We start from the raw sequence: 17,499 nt of genomic DNA on the forward strand, positions 1-17,499 counted from the left end.
ACAGCCCGGATTCGGACTGCTGCGGCGAGGGCGAATGTAACGGACTTGAAACAGGCGTAAATAGGCATAGATTGACGATATGACGTCAAAGACCTCTCGCGATTTCCACGATTCTGCATCGCAACATGTCATTGCCCCGCTGGTCGAGCGCGCGCGTTTCGGGCCGGGTGACATCGTGCGCCATCGCATGTTCGACTTTCGCGGCGTCGTCTTCGACGTCGATCCGGTGTTCGCGAACAGCGACGAATGGTACGAGGCTATTCCGGAGGAAATCCGGCCTGCGAAGGAACAGCCCTACTATCATCTGCTCGCCGAGAACGAGGATTCATCGTACATCGCCTATGTAAGCCAGCAGAATCTGGTGAGCGATTCAGAGCATGGCCCGGTCGACCATCCGCAAATCGAGGCGATGTTCGACGGGCTGGTCAAGGGGCGCTACCGCGTCCGTTCGATCCACCGTCACTAGGCCTCGGTCAGGCTTTCAGCTTCCAGCCTGATACCAGCAGGCGATAGGTGATCACACCGAGCACGGCGTTCACCGCGAGCAGGAACAACGCTGCGGTCAGCACGGGATTGGAGATCGTCGAGTCGACCGTGCCGATAAAGCCGTAACGAAAGCCCATGATCGCATAATAGACGGGGTTTGCGTGCGCGACTGTCTGGAACCAGGGCGCCAGCCGGTCGATCGAATAGAAGGTACCGGACAGCAGCGCGAGCGGGGTCACGACGAAGTTGGTCACCGCCGCAGCATGGTCGAATTTTTCAGCCCAGACCGACGTTATCAGACCCAGAAAGCCGAGCATCATGGCGCCGAGGACGCCGAACAGCGCCACTGCCCACAAATGATCGGGGGCAACATGGACGCCCGGCCACAAGAGCATGGCGAGCCACAATGCGCAGCCGACCAGGATCGCGCGGGTCACCGCGGCGCCGATCAGTGCGATGATCAGCTCGCCCACCGCCAGCGGGGGCATCAGATAGTCGACGATCGTGCCCTGGATCTTGCCGACCAGCAGCGAAAAGCTCGAATTGGCGAAGCTGTTCTGCAGCATCGCCATCATGATCAGCCCGGGTGCGATGAAGTCGGCGAAGGGCACGCCGATCACGGTTCGTCCCGAGCCGCCGAGCGCGACGGTGAAAATGACCAGAAAAAGGAGCGTAGTGATCGCCGGAGCCCAGATTGTTTGGAGCTGGACCTTGAAAAACCGCCGCACCTCCTTGACATATAGAGCCTGCAGGCCCGGCACGTTCAATGCCCGGATCTGGGGAACGCCGGGTTCGGCAAATGCCGGAGCGGGGGCGCCGATCGCCGAGTCGGGGTGCGAAATTTGGGGCTGGTCGTTCATGGCGATCTCGCCTATCGCCTCCCCGATCTTACCGCAAGCTGGGCAGTATGGACGCGGCCTTCCGGATCGCCCGGTTGCCCGCTGCGTGGAACGATGAGGAATTATATTATGTCATGGACCGACGAGCGCATCGAAAGCTTGCGCAGCATGTGGGAAAAGGGCCTGACCGCCAGTCAGATCGCCGACGAACTCGGCGGTGTGAGCCGTAATGCCGTAATCGGCAAGGCGCATCGCCTCGGCCTGAAATCGCGCCCCTCGCCGGTGAAGGCGACCGAAAAGGTGGCGAAGCCCGCCAAAGCGCCTGCCGCGCCGAAGCCCGCTTCGCCCGCTCCGGCGCCGCGTGCGGCCGCTCCGGTCGCGCCGCGACCGGTCGCTGCCGCACCGCGGCCGGAACCCCAGCCCGCCGTCGAGGCATCGAACGAGGATGGCGAAGAGGCACCGCGCAAGCCCGACGCGCCGCGTATCGTTTCGATCGGTCCGGGCGGCTTTATCCGGCAGGGGCCCGGCGACCAGCAGGCGCCGATTCCGCCCGCGCCGCCGCGCCGGCTTGTGCCTGCAAAGCCCAGCGCCGAGATCGCCGACAAGACGAGCCTGCTCGATCTCAACGATCGCATCTGCCGCTGGCCGATGGGGCATCCGGGCGAACCCGACTTTCATTTCTGCGGTGTCGCCGTGAATCCGGGCTTCCCCTATTGCGTCGAGCATTGCGGCCGTGCCTATCAGGCACAGCTTCCCCGCGGGACGCGGCGTCCGCCCCCGCCCCCGCCCTTCGGCGGACCGCGCGTCCGTTGAAGCCTTTCGGGCAGGACTTTCACTTCGCACAGACGCTCGGCCTGAAAATGGTCGAGCGTGGCGATGGTCGCTGCATCATGGCGATCGATATCGAGCGCGAACGGCATTTCAATCCGCAAGGCGCCGCGCATGGCGGCGTCGCCTATTCGCTCGCGGACTCGACGATGGGTGGCGCAATCACCAGCTTGCTGCCCGATGACCAGTGGTGCGCAACGCTGGAGATCAAGTTCAACTACCACGCTCGCGTGGTCGAAGGGCGGCTCACCTGTGAGGCCGAAGTGCTCCATCAGGGCAAGCGCATCGCGAATATCGACGCCCGCCTGTATCAGGACGGCAGGCTTGTCAGCAGCGCGAACGGAAATTTCGCAATTTTTGCGGCCCCTGCGCAATAGTCGAAAAGGCGCCGGACCGGAGGTCCGACGCCTTTCCTTGCCGCCTCCGGGAGGTCAGAAGCGGTAGCTCAACGTTCCGCGAATGCTGTGCGTGCGGAAATGCGGGTCGCTGCGCCGGATATCGGTCCCCGCCCCGTCCTGCAGGAAGGGATTGGTCGGCGGCGCGGTCCCCGCACCGACATTGACGACATAATCCTTGTCCTTGACGTCCGTGTACAGATACTCGAGCCCGATCCCGATGTTATTCGTCACCATCAGTTCCGCGCCGCCGCCCGCGGCATAGCCCCAGGCGTTCGTCCGGCCGTTATCGGCAAAGCTGTTGACGGCGTTGGTTGTCGAGAACCTGTTATCGAGCTTGGCGTAGGCGCCGCCGCCGGTGACATAGAAGAGCGCGCCGCCGCCCGGCGTATAACCGGCGCGAAGGCGTGCGCTGGCCTGATAGTCGGCCTCGCGGCTCATCGTATAGCTGGCTGGGGTCGTCGAGAAACCGCTGACGCTGTCGCGCGCTTCGCTGCGCCCGCCTTCGATCAGCGCGCCGAGAACGAAATTCCCCATCCGCCGGTCATAACCGAGGCGCCCGAAATACTCCGGACCGTCCTTGTCGTTGCGGCAGCCGATATTCGCGGTACTTGTCGCGGCACCGTTGCAGAAGCCCGGCGAGAACGCGTTGGCCCCTGCCGATGTGTTGACGGTGTCGCCATAGGTGCCGTCGAGATCGGTATCGAAGATCAGGCTCTCGCCCCGATCGCTTCCCTGGACGGTGCCGCCGCCGCCGATGGCGATATAGGGGCCGTTGAAGTCCCGCGAAGGATCGCGATTGTCCTGTGCCATCGCCGGAACAGCCAGAAGGGAAGCCGCCGAAGCAGCCAGGAGAGGTGCGAATTTCATTATAATTCTCCACTTTTTGAATGACTTTGCAGTCAGCGGACCAACCCCCCGAGCCGCTGCAAGTTTCCTGCCTGTGCCCGAAACGCGATGAGCCGATGGCGCTCGCGCCTTCCCTTCCGCTTCGAAAACCGCGCTTGCCAGTGGGCTTGGCGGCCCCGTATAGCCATTGCATGAGTCACGATTTGTTCGACAGCAACCAGCCCGCGACCGACAGCTATAACGCCTCGCAAATCGAGGTCCTCGAGGGGCTGGAACCGGTCCGCCGCCGGCCCGGCATGTATATCGGGGGCACGGACGAGCGCGCGCTCCACCATCTCGCTGCCGAAATCATCGACAACAGCATGGACGAGGCGGTGGCCGGTCATGCGACGCGGATCGAGATCACGCTCGATGCGGGCAACCGGCTGACGGTCGTAGACAACGGTCGCGGAATGCCTGTCGACCCGCATCCGAAATTTCCGGGCAAATCGGCGCTCGAAGTCATCATGACCATGCTGCATTCGGGCGGCAAGTTCGAAGGCAAGGCCTACGCGACCTCGGGCGGCCTGCACGGCGTGGGCGTCAGCGTCGTCAACGCGCTTTCGACCGAAACGGTGATCGAGGTCGCGCGAAACAAGCAATTGTATCGCCAGTCTTTTTCCCAGGGCGCGCCGCAAGGTCCGCTGGAGGAACTCGGCCCGACGCCGAACCGTCGCGGCACGAGTGTATCCTTTGTTCCCGACCCCGCGATCTTCGGCGAGCACGGGCGGTTCAAGCCGCAACGCCTTTACCGTCTGGCGCGATCGAAGGCCTATCTTTTCGCCGGGGTCGAAATCCGCTGGAAATGCTCGCCCGAACTGATCGGCGACGATACGCCGGCCGAAGCGGTGTTCCAGTTTCCCGGCGGCCTTGCCGATCATCTTCGGGAGCAGATCGGTACGCGCGAGTGCGCGACGGCCGAGCCCTTCATCGGGCGGCAGGAATTTCCGGGCGACCAGGGGCGGGCCGAATGGGCGATCGCGTGGCCGCTGTGGTCGGACGGCAGCTATAGCTGGTATTGCAACACCATCCCCACGCCCGCCGGCGGAACACACGAAGCGGGGCTTCGCGCCGCGCTCACCAAGGGCCTCCGGTCGTTCGGCGAACTGATCGGTCAGAAGAAGGCCGCGCAGATCACCGCCGAGGACGTGTTCAACGGCGGCGAGATGATGTTGTCGGTGTTCATCCGCGATCCCCAGTTCCAGAGCCAGACGAAGGACCGGCTTTCAAGCCCCGAGGCCGCACGCCTTACCGAAAGCGCGGTGCGCGACCATTTCGACCATTTCCTGTCGGATAACATGGATCGCGGCCGCGCCCTGCTCGGCCTCATCCTTGAACGCATGGATGAGCGGCTGAAGCGCAAGGCCGAGCGCGAGGTGAAGCGCAAGACCGCGACGAGCGGACGCAAGCTGCGCCTTCCCGGAAAGCTCACAGACTGTGCGAATGATGGTCCGGAAGGCACTGAATTATTTATCGTTGAAGGCGACAGCGCAGGCGGCAGCGCCAAGCAGGCTCGCGACCGCAAGACACAGGCGATCCTGCCGATCCGCGGCAAGATCCTGAATGTCGCGAGCGCGAGCGCCGACAAGATCCGTGCAAACCAGGAAATCGCCGATCTCGCGCTCGCTCTGGGCTGCGGAATGCGCAAGGATTGCGACGCGGACCGGCTGCGGTACGAAAAGATCGTCATCATGACCGATGCCGATGTTGACGGCGCTCACATTGCCACCCTTCTGATGACTTTCTTCTTCCAGGAGATGCCGGACATCGTCCGTGAGGGGCATGTCTATCTCGCCCAGCCGCCGCTTTACCGTATCACGGCGGGCGCCACCTCGGCCTATGCGCGCGATGACGCGCATCGGGCCGAACTGGAAGCCACATTGTTCAAGGGTAAGCGCGTCGAGGTCGGCCGTTTCAAGGGGCTCGGTGAGATGAATCCGAACCAGCTCAAGGAAACGACCATGGATCCTGCAACCCGCAGCCTTCTGCGGGTTACGCTACCGCAGGAATATGAGGAACGGCACCAGGTCAAGGATCTGGTCGACCGGCTGATGGGCAAGCATCCCGAGCATCGCTTCCAGTTTATCCAGGCGAATGCCGCGAGCCTTGACGAGGCTGCGATCGACGCCTGAGGAGGCGGTTATGCGCGGACGATGGCGGCATGTTACCGGAGCGGTCCTGCTGGCCACGCTTGTGGCCACGCCCGTAGCTGGACAGCCCGTCCCGAACCAGGCCGAAACTCCATCCGCATTTGATCGGAGGGCGGCGCAACTGGTCGATGTTATCAATGGTAACATGGCCTTCGCGGATTATTTTGCCCCCTCGTTCCAGTCAGCGGTTCCCGAGGACCGGTTCCGTGCGATGCTCGACGGAATTCGCCTGCAATATGGCCGGGCGATCGCGGTCGAGAAGGTCGTGTCGACCGACGGCCTGGCAGGAACCCTGCAACTGCGCTTCGAAAAGGGCACGGCAAGCGTCACCCTCGATGCGGGCACACCGCCGGACGACAGGGTCATCGGTTTGCGGCTGACGGGCCTGACAATGGCCGACGACAGCTTTTCCCGCATATCCGGGGAAATTGCGGCGCTTCCCGGTCGCACAGGCTTCCTCGTGGCCGAAATCGGGGAGAGCGGGATAAATCCCCTTGAATCCGCCAATGCAGACACCCGCTTCGCCACGGGATCGACCTTCAAACTCTATATTCTCGATGAGCTGGCCGCCCAGATAGAGGCCGGAAAACGGCATTGGGGCGACGTCGTCCCCCTCTCCCACCCCAGCTTTTCATCTGCCGCCACCGCAAACTGGCCAAAGGATACGCAAGTCACCCTGCAAACTCTTGCAAACTGGATGATTTCTGTCAGCGACAATGGCGCCGCAGATACGCTGATCCACCTTCTCGGTCGCGAAACGATCGAAAAGCGGATGCGCGACACCGGACATGGCGATCCGTCGCGAAATATTCCCTTCCTGACCACGGTCGAGGCCTTCGCGCTCAAGGGAAATAACTTCGCAAAGGAACGCGAGGCCTTTGTGAAGGGCGATGACGCCGCGCAACGGGCATTGATCGACACCAATCGCGATCGGCTGGTCCTGGGCAATGTTGACGGCGTCAGCTTTGGTGCGGGTCCGCGCTTTATCGACGATCTCGAGTGGTTCGCGTCGCCCAACGATATCGCGCGGGTGATGATCGACCTGCGCCGGCGCCGATCGGCGGAGGTTCTGGCCGCGATGGCGATCAACATCGGCGTCGGGCCGGTTGCCGCGGAACCTTGGGCCTATCTCGGCTATAAAGGCGGGTCCGAGAACGGAGTTCTGTCGATGAGCCTGCTGGGACAACGCAAATCCGACGGAAAATGGTTGGTCGTCACGGCGAGCTGGAACAATCCTGCTGCTAATGTTGACAGTGTTCAGCTGGTCGGACTGGTGACGCGGCTGCTCGCGCTGGCTGCGAAATAGCGTCAGGCCGCGGTGAGTGCTGCAACCAGTGCCTTGACCTTTGCCTGTCGCCATTGCGGGGTCGGCGCGACGAGCCAGTAGCCGCGCTTTACCTCGAAGGCCTCGCGGACCAGCCGCACGCGGCCTGCCGCGATATCGGCTTCCGCCAGCATGGCCGGAACATTCGCCTGCCCCAGTCCGTTGGCCGCTGCATCGATCGCCAGGCCGGCATCGCCGAGCCGCAGCGCAGGCTCGCCGTCATCGACGGGGCATCCGGGCCATGCGATGCGCGTATCGCTTTCGCTGCCCGGGCCGCCGACGGTGACCATCATGGCCCCGGCGAGCGGAACGCCCTCATGCTCGCCCGTCCCGTCGGTCCAGAAAATCGCCAGATCGAGATTGGCTTCGGTAAAATCGATGCCGCCGTCGGCCGATACGAGCGTAAAGCGCACGTCAGGTGCCTGCTGGCTGTATCGCGCGAGCCGCGGCGCCAACCACTTGGCTGTCAGGTCGCGGGGCGCCGCAATCGTCAGCGACTGCGACGACTGGCCTGCCTGCATCGCGCGCACCGATTCCTCGAACTGCAGGAACCCCTGTCGCAGTGCATCGAGGCCCGCGTTCGCTTCGCCGGTCAGTTCCAGACCCTTTGGCGTCCGGCGGAAGAGCACGACGCCGAGCATGTCCTCGAGCGCCCGGATCTGTTGACCCACGGCTGCTGGCGTAACCGCCAGCTCGTCGGCGGCACGCGTGAAGCTCAGGTGCCGGGCAGCGGCGTCGAACACGCGAAGCGCATTGAGAGGCAGGTGCGTGCGCTTCATGACGCGGTCGCGGGTGCCACGAGCGGGAAATGCGGGATGGCGACGAGGATTTGCGATCCGTCGCCGAGCTCCATCGTATAGCTGCCGACCATCGATCCCTCGGGTGTGGGGAGCGGGCAGCCTGAAACATAGTCGAATGCGCCGCCCGGGGGGATCAACGGCTGTTCGCCGACGACGCCCTCGCCCTCGACTTCGCTTACCTGCCCCCGGCCGTCGCAGATTCGCCAGTGCCGGGTCAGAAGCTGCGCGGCGACCTCGCCGTGATTTTCGACGCGGACATGATAGGCCCAGAACCACCGCCCGAGCGCCGGATGCGACTGTTCGGGAAGATAGCTCACCGAAACGCGCACCGTGATCGATCCCGTGGTCGCCGCAAAGGGAAAGAAGGAGTCGATCATCATCGCGGTAGCGTCGCTCAAAGCCCGACCCTGGTCAATGCCTGGTCCAGATCGGCGATCACGTCGCGGGGATCTTCGAGGCCGATGTTGATGCGGAGCAGGCCTTCCTCGACGCCCATGTCGAGCCGTGCCTCGGGGCTCACCCCATAGTGGGTCGTTGTCCACGGATGGCAGCAGAGACTTCGCGAATCGCCGATATTGTTGCTGATGTCGACGAGTTCGAGGGCGTTCAGGAATGCCATCGCCTGATCGGCGCCCCCGTCGAGCACGAAAGAGAATATCGGCCCGCAGTCGTCCATCTGGCTTTTGGCCAGATTGTGCTGCGGATGGCTCGAAAGGCCGGGATGGAGTATCCGGGGCACCCGGCTTTCGACGAACTTGCCGACCGCAAGTGCATTCTCCGACTGGCGTCGGGCACGAAGATCGAGCGTTTCCAGGCCCTTCATCACCACCCACGCGTTGAACGGCGACAGATTCGGCCCGGTGTTGCGCTGGAACGGCAGCAGTACGTCGTTGATGAACTTTTCGGTCCCGCAGACCGCGCCGGCGAGGACGCGGCCCTGCCCCTCCATCAGCTTGGTCGCCGAATAGGCGACGACGTCGGCGCCGAAATCCATCGGACGCTGGAGAACGCTGGTGGCAAAGGCGTTGTCGACAACCGATGTGATGCCGTGCGCCCTGGCGAGCCCACACACGAATTTCATGTCGACAATGTCCATTGTCGGGTTCGCAGGCGTTTCGAAGAAGAAGACTTTGGTATTTGACTTTATTGCTTTTTCCCAAGCATCATTGTCGCGCCCATCGATGACGGTGGTTTCGATCCCGAAGCGCGGGCAAAGGTGATCGACGAGCCAGCGGCACGACCCGAAGGCAGCCTTGGCGGCGACGATATGGTCCCCCGCCGAAAGCTGGCAGAGCAGCGCGGTCGTCATTGCGGCCATACCGGTTGCCTGCGTCCGGCATGCCTCGGCACCTTCCATCAGCGCGATGCGTTCCTCGAGCATCGCGACGGTCGGGTTCTGCAGCCGCGAATAGGTCATGCCTTGCGATTCACCGGCGAAGCGCGCCGCGACTTCCTCGGCGCTGTCATAGGTGTAGCCCGAGGTCAGGAAGAGCGCTTCGGACGTCTCGCCATGCTCGCTGCGCCAGGTGCCGCCGCGCACCGCCTGCGTCGCGGGATGCCAGTTCTTCGTCTTGCTGCGGTCGAAACCGGTGGTCTTTTTCATCTTCTCATCCGTTCAAAGCTGCAACGACCGCATCGCCGAGCGCCGTGGTACCCATATTTCCGCCAAGATCGGCGCCGCGGCAACCGTCGGCGAGGACCTTGGCCACGGCCGCCTCGATCCGGACCGCGCTCGCTTCGTCGCCGCCCGAATGGCGGAGCAGCATGGCGAGCGACAGGATCATGGCGAGCGGGTTAGCCACGCCCTTCCCGGCGATATCCGGCGCGCTGCCGTGGATCGGCTCATACAACCCCTGCTTGCCCTCGCTCAGGGATGCCGATGCGAGCAGGCCGATCGACCCGACGCACATCGATGCCTGATCGGAAAGAATATCGCCGAAAAGATTCCCGGTAACGATGACGTCGAACTGGCCGGGATTGCGCACCAGCTGCATCGCGGCATTATCGACATACATATGGCTGAGCGCCACATCGGGATAATCCGCCGCAACCTCGATCACCACGTCGCGCCACAGCTGCGAGGTTTCGAGCACATTGGCCTTGTCGACCGAGCAGAGGCGCTTCCGGCGGCCTTGGGCGGCGCGGAACGCGACATGCGCGATACGGCGCACCTCGCTTTCGCTGTACGACATGATGTCATAGCCCTCGCGCTCGCCGCTGGCGGTGGTTCGCGTGCCCTTTTCACCGAAATAGACGTCGCCGTTGAGTTCGCGAACGATCAGCAGGTCGATCGCCGACGCGACTTCGGGACGCAGCGCCGAGCTGTCCTCCAGCCCGGCGAACAGCTTGGCCGGGCGCAGGTTGGCGAACAGTCCGAGTTCGGAACGGAGGCCAAGGATCGCCTGTTCAGGCCGCAGATGGCGTTCGACGGTGTCGAAGCGCGGATCTCCGACGGCACCGAACAATATGCCATCGGCGGCCCTGGCCTTGGCAAGCGTTTCGGGCGGCAACGGATGGCCGGTGGCCGCATAGGCTGCCCCGCCGACAAGCGCGCGGTCGAGCGTCACCGGAAGCGCGAGCGCAGCGAGCAGCTTTTCGGCCTCCGCCATGATTTCCGGACCGATACCGTCGCCAGCCAGCAGCAGGATTTGCACCATTTCGCCCTTTCGTGTCTCGCCTGCCGCTTAGACAGCGGCGGCGCGTCACGCAACTGCCCTGCCCAGCCGGTCGACCAATCTTTCCCTTACGCCCGCCAAGTCGCGATTGCGGCCATCGAGCACGTCGCGATCGAGGAAGTGCCCCGTGATCGTCAGGCTATCGAGAACATCGGCCATCGACGGCTCGCCGCCCTGCCCGCGCAGGAAGGGCGGAAGGCGGAACAGGCGGCCCTCATAGCCCGAAGCCGCGCCCGCGCTCACTGCGCCGCCCGACCTGGGACTTACGAAAGCCAGATCGTCCGACGCCCCGGTCACGACGCATTCTTCGAGATTGAGCCCGAACCCGAGCTCGGCGAGCAGCAGCAGTTCGTAACGCGCCAGCGCGGCCGCCCATTGCCGCGCCGACGGCGCCACCCCGATTGCTTCCAGAACGGCTGACAGCGCGGCGTAGAGTGCCGGATAGGGCTGGCTTTCGGGCAAGGTCGCGGCGGTCAGGCTGGTGGTCCAGTCGATCGCCGCGGCCGCCAGCGGCTCGGCCAACAGCGGTGCGCGGCTCATCAGCAATTCGATGGTCGCGCCGCCAAGCTGCTCCTCGGTCCGCGCGCGCAGCTCGAGTACCACGAGATTGCCAGGCATCAGGATCGGGCGCAAACGTCGCGAGCGCCCGCCACGGACATAGCCCGCAACCAACCCCGCTTCCTGCGTCAACGCGCGCAGGATAGCACCATGTTCGCCATGCACGCGCACCGCGCAGACGATCGCATCGGCGGTCAGGCTGGCCAAAGCACCAGCTGCGTCTGCGTCACCAGCGCGACCTCCGCGCCTTCTTCGGTGCGTATACGCGTCTGCCAGACCGACAGGCGCTTGCCGATCTTTACGGGGGTTGCTTCACCAACGAGCACCGATCCGACGGGGCCGCCACCGAGGAAGTTAGTCTTGCTCTCGATTGTCGTGGTACCGTTCGCACCCTCGGGCAGGGTCAGGAACGCACCGACCGCGCCGAGGCAATCGGCAAAGGCCATGATGGCGCCGCCGTGGACGATGTTGCCTGCCGTGCAGATCTCGGGCCGCACAGGCAGCCTCCCGGCGACGCGGTCCTTGCTTCCTTCATGGATCGTGACGCCCAGCGTTCCCGCGAGCGGCATGCTTGCCGCAAAATCCATGACTCTCTCCCTCAGCTTCCCGGCCTCAACTGCCCGGATTATAGAAATCATAGACCGCCTGCGCGACGCCGGCGCTAACGCCCGGGGCCTTTTTCAGGTCCTCGAGGCTGGCGCTGCGGATCGCGCGCGCGGTGCCGAAATGCATCAGCAGTGCCTTCTTGCGCGCCGGGCCGATCCCAGGAACCTCGTCGAGCGGCGAGCTTCCCATCGCCTTTGCCCGCTTCTGGCGGTGCGCGCCGATCGCGAAGCGGTGCGCTTCGTCGCGAAGCCGCTGGATATAGAAGAGCACCGCATTGTTCGTCGGCAGCGTGAATTCGCGTCCGTCGGGCAAATAGAAGGTCTCGCGTCCGGCGTTACGGTCGGGGCCTTTCGCGACGCCGACATAGGGCAGATCGTCGATGCCAAGCTCGGCCAGAACCGAGCCCGCAGCGGACACCTGCCCCTTGCCGCCGTCGATCAGGACAAGATCGGGCCATTCGCCCTTGCTGCGTTCCGGGTCTTCCTCGATCGCGCGGGCGAAGCGGCGCTGGAACACCTCGCGCATCATCGCGAAGTCGTCGCCGGGCTGCGTTTCGGCGCGCTTGATGTTGAATTTGCGATAGGCGCCCTTTATCCAGCCGTCGGGGCCGGCGACGACCATCGCGCCGAGCGCATTGGTGCCCTGAATGTGGCTGTTGTCATAGATTTCGATCCGCTGCGGCACGTCGTCGAGGTCGAACAGATCGGCGAGCTCGCGGCCAAGCTTCGCCTGCGTGCTGCTCTCGGCAAGTCGCCGGTCCAGCTCTTCCCCGGCGTTGCGCACCGCCTGATCGAGCAGGCGCTTGCGGTTGCCGCGCTGGGGTACGCTGATCTCGACCTTGCGCCCTGCAATCTCGCCCAGTGCTTCGGCCAGCAACTCGGCCTCGTCGGGTTCGCGGTCGACGAGGATCGTCTTGGGCGGCGGCACGCCCTCATAGAATTGCATCAGGAAGCTTTCGAGCACCTCGCTTTCGGGCACCCCTGCGACATGCGCGGGGAAAAAGCTGCGATGCCCCCAGTTCTGGCCGCCGCGGATGAAGAAGCCCGCGATGCAAAGCTGCCCTCCCTTCGCCGCGAGTGCGAAGACGTCGGCGTCGCCCAGCCCGTCCGCGTGAACCGACTGGCTCCCCTGAATGAACGTCAGCGACTTCAGCCGGTCACGGAGCACGGCCGCCTGTTCGAAGTCCATGGCGTCCGCCGCCCGGGTCATCGCATCGCCGAGACGCTTCTGTACGGCAGTCGAGCGCCCCTCGAGGAAATCCTGCGCATCGTTCACCAGCCCCGCATAATCCTCCTTCGAGATGCGATCGACGCACGGCCCCGAACAACGGCGGATCTGGTAGAGCAGGCAGGGTCGCGAGCGGTTCGAAAAGAAGCTGTCGGTGCAGCTTCTCAGCAGGAAGGTCTTCTGGAGCGCATTGAGCGTCCGGTGGACCGATCCGGCACTCGCGAACGGGCCATAATAGCGCCCCTTCGCGCGCCGCGCGCCGCGATGCTTTTGCACCCGCGGGAAGTCATGGTCGGTGCGCAGCAGGATGAAGGGAAAGCTTTTGTCGTCGCGAAGGAGGACGTTGTACGGCGGGCGATAGCGTTTGATCAGCTGCGCCTCGAGCAGCAATGCCTCGGCCTCGCTGTTCGTGGTGACGATTTCCATCGCGCGTGTTTGCGCAACCATGCGCTGCAGCCGCTGCGGCAGGCGCGCGACCTGCGTATAGTTGGTGACACGGTTCCTGAGCGCGCGCGCCTTGCCGACGTACAGCACTTCGCCGCGCGCATCGAGCATCCGGTAGACGCCGGGACGTACCGGTAACTTTCGTACTACATTGCGGATCGCGTCGGCCCCGCGCTCCAGATCGGGCTTGTCCGCGCCCTCTCCGTCGCCCCGGACGACATAGGCCGATTTCTCTTCATTGAATCGGTCGGGAGCGTTCGGGCGAGCCATGATTTTGCATGTAGGCGAAGCCGGTGCGCCCCGCCATAGTGCGCGAGGTAAAACATGGGAGGGGTCTTATGGAACTTCGCGGAAAGCTGGCGCTGGTTACGGGCGGCACCGACGGGATCGGTCGCGAGATCGCGCGGCAGTTGCGAGGCGCCGGGGCGGAGGTGATCGTCACGGGCCGATCGGCAGAAAAGCTGCAGGCGATGGCGTCTGCGGGCTTCGGAACGATTGCCGGCGACCTGTCGACGTCGACGGGGGTCGATGCCGTCGTGAACGGCGTCGCCGGCAAACCGCTGGCAATCCTCGTCAACAATGCGGGTGTCGGCAGCGAATATGAGCTGGACGATGCGGCCACGCTCGAAAGTGCTGCGCATTGCATACGCACCAATCTCGACGCCCCGGTCGCGCTCTGCACGCGGCTACTGCCTGCGCTGCGCGCGCAGCCCGAGGCCACGATTGTCAACGTCACCTCGGGCCTTGCCATTGCCCCGCGGGCTGGCGGGTCGATCTATTGCGCGACCAAGGCGGGGCTGCGCAGCTATACGCAGGCGATCCGGTACCTGCTGAAGGACAGCAATGTCCGGGTGATCGAAGCTCTGCCTCCGGTGGTCGAGACCAATATGACGGCGGGGCGTACGGGCAGCAAGATGAGCGCGCATGATTGCGCTGCCGAGATCGTGGCGGGCATTCGCAGCGGGAAGCGCGAGGTCAATGCCGGCATGGTGAAGCTGCTGCAGATGGTGAACAGTATATCGCCGGCCCTCGCGCGGCGGATCATGATCAAATTCTAGCGCTCGCGCTTTTTCGCTTCCGGCGCGGCGCAGGCCGTGCCACCAAGAAGAAGGGGTCGCGCCCTTGGGGAGGATTTTATGCGCCTGTTGCTTGCTGCCGCCTTGATTTCGTTCGCCACGCCGGCATCCGCCGAGCAGTGGTATCTGGTCGGAGGCAACGATCAGACGCGGACCTATGTCGACCTTTCGAGCCTCAGGTCGCTCGATACCAAGATCGTCGGGGATATTCTGAGCGTCTATGCCACGCCCGTGGGTGACGGTGAAATCTATGGCGCGAAAATACGCGAGGAATTCGACTGTTCCGGCAAATCCTTCCGGACGCTTGTGTACACCTATTATCGGCAGGACGGCAGCTTCATCGAGAGCCAGGCGTCGGAAACGATCAACGAGCGCAAGGTTCCGGCGGCAAACAGCATCAACGAGGCTGTCATGGACTTCGCCTGCTATCGCACGGGTGGCGATCCGATCGCCGATCCCTTCAGGGATGCGGCCTCGGTATTCCACGGCTAGACAACGAAAAACGGGCACCTCGCACATTGCGAGATGCCCGTTTTGAAATCCCGGAAAAACCCGAAAAAATCAGCGCTTGGCGACAGCCGCGATCGCGTCGTCGACCAGAGCCTTGTCGGCCTTTGCATCATGCTTGTCGGCAATCAGCTTCGCCGCAGCTTCCGTCGCCGCCTTGGCAGCCGCGCTACGGACTTCCGCGAGAGCATTGGCTTCGGCCGCTGCAATGCGGTCTTCGGCCATTTGCTTCCGCCGCGCGATCAGCGCCGTCGCGTCGGCTTTCGCCTTGGCAACGAGCGTTTCGGCTTCGGCGTCGGCGCGAGCCCGCATTTCCTCGGCTTCCTTGGCCGCGTCGGCAAGCTTCGCCTCATATTCGGCCTTCAGCGATTCGGCTTCAAGGCGGAGCTGTTCAGCCTCATTGAGCTGTTTCGAAATCTCGGCAATCTTGTTGTCGAGCATGCCCGCGACCATCGCCGGCACCTTCTTCCACAGCAGGATGGCGATGAAGATCGCCATCGCGATCGAAACCCACGCCGTCGCATCGATGAACCCGAAAGACTTCGGCTCGCCATGCGTCGCGGCGGCCGCTTCGGACAGGATAAACAGGAAATCAGCCATGAAGCACCGCCTTCACCGCCGCCTTGGCGTCCGCCGCGGCAACTTTTGCGCCCGACAGCTTCGCGACGAGATCGCTTGCCGCTTCGGCCGCTACCGATTCGATTTCTGCCATCGCCGACTTGCGGGCAGCCGCAACATCGGCTTCGGCCGCACCCAGCTTTTCGCCGAGCTCGGCATCGACCTTCGCAAGACGCTTTTCGGCGTCGCGCGCAGCCTTGTCCTTCGCATCGGCAACCGCCTTCTGCGCGGCGGCGCGGCTCGCGTCGCTTTGCTGGCGATAGCTTTCCTCGAGGCCGTCGGCGGCGGAGTGCGCAGCCTTGGCCGCCGCGAGATCGTCCGCGACCTTGCGGTCGCGTGCATCCACGGTCGCCTCGATCTTCGGCAGCATGCCGCGGCCGATGACCAGGAAAACGAAGCCAAAGGTCAGCAGCACCCAGAAAATCTGCGATGCGGCATACCAGTTTTCAGCAAATTGGCTGATTTGAGGCATGGATACTCTCGACCGACAAAAGAAAATGGTCGCGGGGAGGTCCTAAAGAACCAGCCCCGCCGACGGGATCAGGCTGCCTTGAGGTACAGCAGGATCGCAATAAGGAACGACAGCAGGCCGAGAAGTTCGGCGGCCGCGAAGCCGATGAACAGGCGACCCTGCTGGCCGTCGGCAGCAGCCGGATTGCGCAGCGCGCTTTCGAGGAAGCTACCGAACACGTTGCCCACACCGATGGCAGCCATACCGGCACCGATGGCGGCCAGACCGGCGCCGATGAGCGAAGCAGCTTGAACGTCCATTTTATACTCCTTGGGAAAAACGTAGATTATACAGTTGAAAAATCAGTGCAGGTTGATCGCATCGTTCAGATAGAGCGACGTGAGCAGCGCGAAAACATAGGCCTGAATGCCCGCCACGAGCAGTTCGAGCCCGCTGATCCCGACCATCAGCGCCATGCTGGGGATGCCGACGCCGACGCCGATCGCCGGGCTGGCGGCCAGGCCGTCGATGATGAACGAGGCGAACACCTTCATCAGCACGTGGCCCGCGGTCATCGCGACGAACAGTCGCAGCGCGAGGCTGAACGGGCGGACGAGGAACGAGACGAGCTCGATCACCGGAATAAGCCACATCAGCCAGATCGGGGTGCCGTGCGGCACGAACAGCGAGAAGAAGTGCAGGCCGTGGCGCCAGAAACCGACGATCAGGACGATCGCGAAGCTGAGGATCGCGAGGAAACCGGTGATCGTGAAGTGGCTCGTCACGGTAAAGGGATGCACGCCGAACAGGCCGAGCGGCATCAGGCCCAGCACGTTCAGCATCAGGATGAACATGAAGAGCGAGAAGACATAGGGCGTATATTTGCGGCCTTCGGGGCCGATATTCGCGTTCATCATGCTGGTGATGAAGCCGGTGAAGCCCTCGACGGCGACCTGCCAGCGACCGGGAACGAGCTGGCGCTTCATTCCGCCGATCATGAAGACCCACAGCAGCAGGCCGGCGGCGATCATCCACGCCGCGCTGGTGGTGAAAGCGACCTCATGACCCCCGACATGGAACATGTCGAAAATCTTCTGCACCTCGAACTGGTGCATCGGGTCCACTTTGCCTTGATCCGCCACGCGATACCTCGCCTAAATTTCCATCAATCCGGCTTCACGGGCCGGACGTTCGCAATCCGAAATATGTTTCTGAAGGCCACGACCACTCCAAGGAAGAGCACGACCAACAGGCCCCAGGGTGCTGTGCCGGCAAAGCGGTCGATCACCCAACCGACCAGTGCGCCGCCACCGATTCCGCCCAGCAGTTCGGCCAGAACGCGGTTGCCGAGCTTGTAGTTCGCGTCGGCTTCCGGTCCGGCGTTCACTGCGGTCCGTTTTGCTTCTGCGGCTTCGGCCCGGTCCAATCGCTCTTCGAGCGAGACCAGGCGCGAATCCTCCGAAGCTGGTTCCGGATCGCTGCCGTTCCCCGTCATTTGTGCCATCCTCCTGAAACGGAGCCGGAATATTCCGATTCCGCCTGCGAAAAAAGGCCCGAAAATTCGGGGGACCCCTAAGGCGCGGCCCGTTTAGGAACGACGCCCGATTAAGTCAATGCTTGTGCGCAG

Annotated in this window: 21 protein-coding genes; 7 read left to right on the forward strand and 14 right to left on the reverse strand. The window is 63.6% G+C overall.

Translation table 11 applies throughout. The features are described 5' to 3' along the window. Window positions 1-79 precede the first annotated feature (79 nt). Window positions 80-466: a heat shock protein HspQ gene (gene hspQ / locus L7H23_RS01730; protein ID WP_237837643.1), complete on the forward strand. Its 387-nt coding sequence runs from the start codon at window positions 80-82 to the stop codon at window positions 464-466. A gap of 7 nt (window positions 467-473) precedes the next feature. Here hspQ and L7H23_RS01735 read toward each other — a convergent pair whose 3' ends face one another. Beyond that, window positions 474-1,346, reverse strand: coding sequence for an ABC transporter permease (locus L7H23_RS01735; RefSeq protein ID WP_237837644.1), 873 nt, complete (start codon window positions 1,344-1,346; stop codon window positions 474-476). A 108-nt stretch (window positions 1,347-1,454) separates the two neighbouring features. Here L7H23_RS01735 and L7H23_RS01740 point away from each other — a divergent pair, with 108 nt between their 5' ends. Both L7H23_RS01740 and L7H23_RS01745 read left to right on the forward strand, forming a co-directional pair. Further along, the gene (locus tag L7H23_RS01740; RefSeq protein WP_237837645.1) at window positions 1,455-2,138 is read left to right on the forward strand and encodes a GcrA family cell cycle regulator; all 684 of its coding nucleotides are present in this window, start codon (window positions 1,455-1,457) and stop codon (window positions 2,136-2,138) included. Then, window positions 2,135-2,530: a PaaI family thioesterase gene (locus L7H23_RS01745; protein WP_237837646.1), complete on the forward strand. Its 396-nt coding sequence runs from the start codon at window positions 2,135-2,137 to the stop codon at window positions 2,528-2,530. Before L7H23_RS01740 ends, L7H23_RS01745 begins: the two co-directional genes overlap by 4 nt. Before the next feature lie 54 nt (window positions 2,531-2,584). Here the strand turns inward: L7H23_RS01745 and L7H23_RS01750 are convergent, their stop codons facing one another. Then, window positions 2,585-3,418, reverse strand: a complete 834-nt coding sequence (locus L7H23_RS01750) for an outer membrane beta-barrel protein (protein ID WP_237837647.1) — start codon at window positions 3,416-3,418, stop codon at window positions 2,585-2,587. A 170-nt stretch (window positions 3,419-3,588) separates the two neighbouring features. On the opposite strand from L7H23_RS01750, the gene parE reads away from it, so the two are divergent. Both parE and L7H23_RS01760 read left to right on the forward strand, forming a co-directional pair. Continuing rightward, window positions 3,589-5,568, forward strand: coding sequence for a DNA topoisomerase IV subunit B (gene parE / locus L7H23_RS01755; protein WP_237837648.1), 1,980 nt, complete (start codon window positions 3,589-3,591; stop codon window positions 5,566-5,568). 10 nt (window positions 5,569-5,578) lie between these two features. Continuing rightward, window positions 5,579-6,892, forward strand: a complete 1,314-nt coding sequence (locus L7H23_RS01760) for a serine hydrolase (protein ID WP_237837649.1) — start codon at window positions 5,579-5,581, stop codon at window positions 6,890-6,892. A gap of 2 nt (window positions 6,893-6,894) precedes the next feature. Here the strand turns inward: L7H23_RS01760 and L7H23_RS01765 are convergent, their stop codons facing one another. From L7H23_RS01765 to uvrC, 7 genes are read right to left on the reverse strand one after another with little or no spacing between them, the layout of a single operon-like run. Then, on the reverse strand, window positions 6,895-7,689 hold the full coding sequence (locus L7H23_RS01765) for a LysR family transcriptional regulator (RefSeq protein WP_237837650.1): 795 nt from the start codon (window positions 7,687-7,689) through the stop codon (window positions 6,895-6,897). Beyond that, a complete protein-coding gene (gene apaG / locus L7H23_RS01770; protein WP_237839307.1) occupies window positions 7,686-8,087 on the reverse strand; it encodes a Co2+/Mg2+ efflux protein ApaG in 402 nt (133 codons plus the stop codon). The genes L7H23_RS01765 and apaG overlap by 4 nt, the downstream gene beginning before the upstream one ends. Window positions 8,088-8,104: 17 nt before the next feature. Continuing rightward, on the reverse strand, window positions 8,105-9,313 hold the full coding sequence (locus tag L7H23_RS01775; RefSeq protein WP_237837651.1) for an aminotransferase class I/II-fold pyridoxal phosphate-dependent enzyme: 1,209 nt from the start codon (window positions 9,311-9,313) through the stop codon (window positions 8,105-8,107). Window positions 9,314-9,317: 4 nt separating this feature from the next. Then, window positions 9,318-10,367, reverse strand: coding sequence for a 3-isopropylmalate dehydrogenase (gene leuB / locus L7H23_RS01780; RefSeq protein ID WP_237837652.1), 1,050 nt, complete (start codon window positions 10,365-10,367; stop codon window positions 9,318-9,320). A 45-nt stretch (window positions 10,368-10,412) separates the two neighbouring features. Further along, entirely contained in the window at window positions 10,413-11,150 is a 738-nt protein-coding gene (recO, locus tag L7H23_RS01785) for a DNA repair protein RecO (protein ID WP_237837653.1), read from the reverse strand. Beyond that, entirely contained in the window at window positions 11,138-11,530 is a 393-nt protein-coding gene (locus tag L7H23_RS01790) for a PaaI family thioesterase (protein WP_237837654.1), read from the reverse strand. Before L7H23_RS01790 ends, recO begins: the two co-directional genes overlap by 13 nt. A 25-nt stretch (window positions 11,531-11,555) precedes the next feature. Further along, a complete protein-coding gene (gene uvrC / locus L7H23_RS01795; RefSeq protein WP_237837655.1) occupies window positions 11,556-13,490 on the reverse strand; it encodes an excinuclease ABC subunit UvrC in 1,935 nt (644 codons plus the stop codon). Window positions 13,491-13,558: 68 nt separating this feature from the next. Here uvrC and L7H23_RS01800 point away from each other — a divergent pair, with 68 nt between their 5' ends. Together L7H23_RS01800 and L7H23_RS01805 are read left to right on the forward strand one after the other, a co-directional pair. After that, window positions 13,559-14,278: an SDR family NAD(P)-dependent oxidoreductase gene (locus tag L7H23_RS01800; protein WP_237837656.1), complete on the forward strand. Its 720-nt coding sequence runs from the start codon at window positions 13,559-13,561 to the stop codon at window positions 14,276-14,278. A gap of 78 nt (window positions 14,279-14,356) precedes the next feature. Next, entirely contained in the window at window positions 14,357-14,788 is a 432-nt protein-coding gene (locus L7H23_RS01805; protein WP_237837657.1) for a surface-adhesin E family protein, read from the forward strand. A gap of 69 nt (window positions 14,789-14,857) precedes the next feature. Here the strand turns inward: L7H23_RS01805 and L7H23_RS01810 are convergent, their stop codons facing one another. The 5 genes from L7H23_RS01810 to L7H23_RS01830 all read right to left on the reverse strand — a co-directional run bounded on the left by L7H23_RS01810 (window position 14,858) and on the right by L7H23_RS01830 (window position 17,367). Continuing rightward, window positions 14,858-15,403, reverse strand: coding sequence for a F0F1 ATP synthase subunit B (locus L7H23_RS01810; RefSeq protein WP_237837658.1), 546 nt, complete (start codon window positions 15,401-15,403; stop codon window positions 14,858-14,860). After that, window positions 15,396-15,893 (reverse strand): ATPase, encoded by a 498-nt coding sequence (locus L7H23_RS01815; protein ID WP_237837659.1) that lies wholly within the window; start codon window positions 15,891-15,893, stop codon window positions 15,396-15,398. The genes L7H23_RS01810 and L7H23_RS01815 overlap by 8 nt, the downstream gene beginning before the upstream one ends. Before the next feature lie 68 nt (window positions 15,894-15,961). After that, window positions 15,962-16,192: a F0F1 ATP synthase subunit C gene (locus tag L7H23_RS01820; protein ID WP_037515205.1), complete on the reverse strand. Its 231-nt coding sequence runs from the start codon at window positions 16,190-16,192 to the stop codon at window positions 15,962-15,964. A gap of 42 nt (window positions 16,193-16,234) precedes the next feature. Then, window positions 16,235-16,987: a F0F1 ATP synthase subunit A gene (locus L7H23_RS01825; RefSeq protein ID WP_237837660.1), complete on the reverse strand. Its 753-nt coding sequence runs from the start codon at window positions 16,985-16,987 to the stop codon at window positions 16,235-16,237. A 50-nt stretch (window positions 16,988-17,037) separates the two neighbouring features. Continuing rightward, complete coding sequence (locus tag L7H23_RS01830) at window positions 17,038-17,367, reverse strand: AtpZ/AtpI family protein (protein WP_237837661.1); 330 nt, start codon at window positions 17,365-17,367, stop codon at window positions 17,038-17,040. Window positions 17,368-17,499 lie beyond the last annotated feature (132 nt).

This window comes from Sphingopyxis sp. BSN-002 (genome assembly GCF_022024275.1).
Taxonomy (GTDB): Bacteria; Pseudomonadota; Alphaproteobacteria; order Sphingomonadales; family Sphingomonadaceae; genus Sphingopyxis.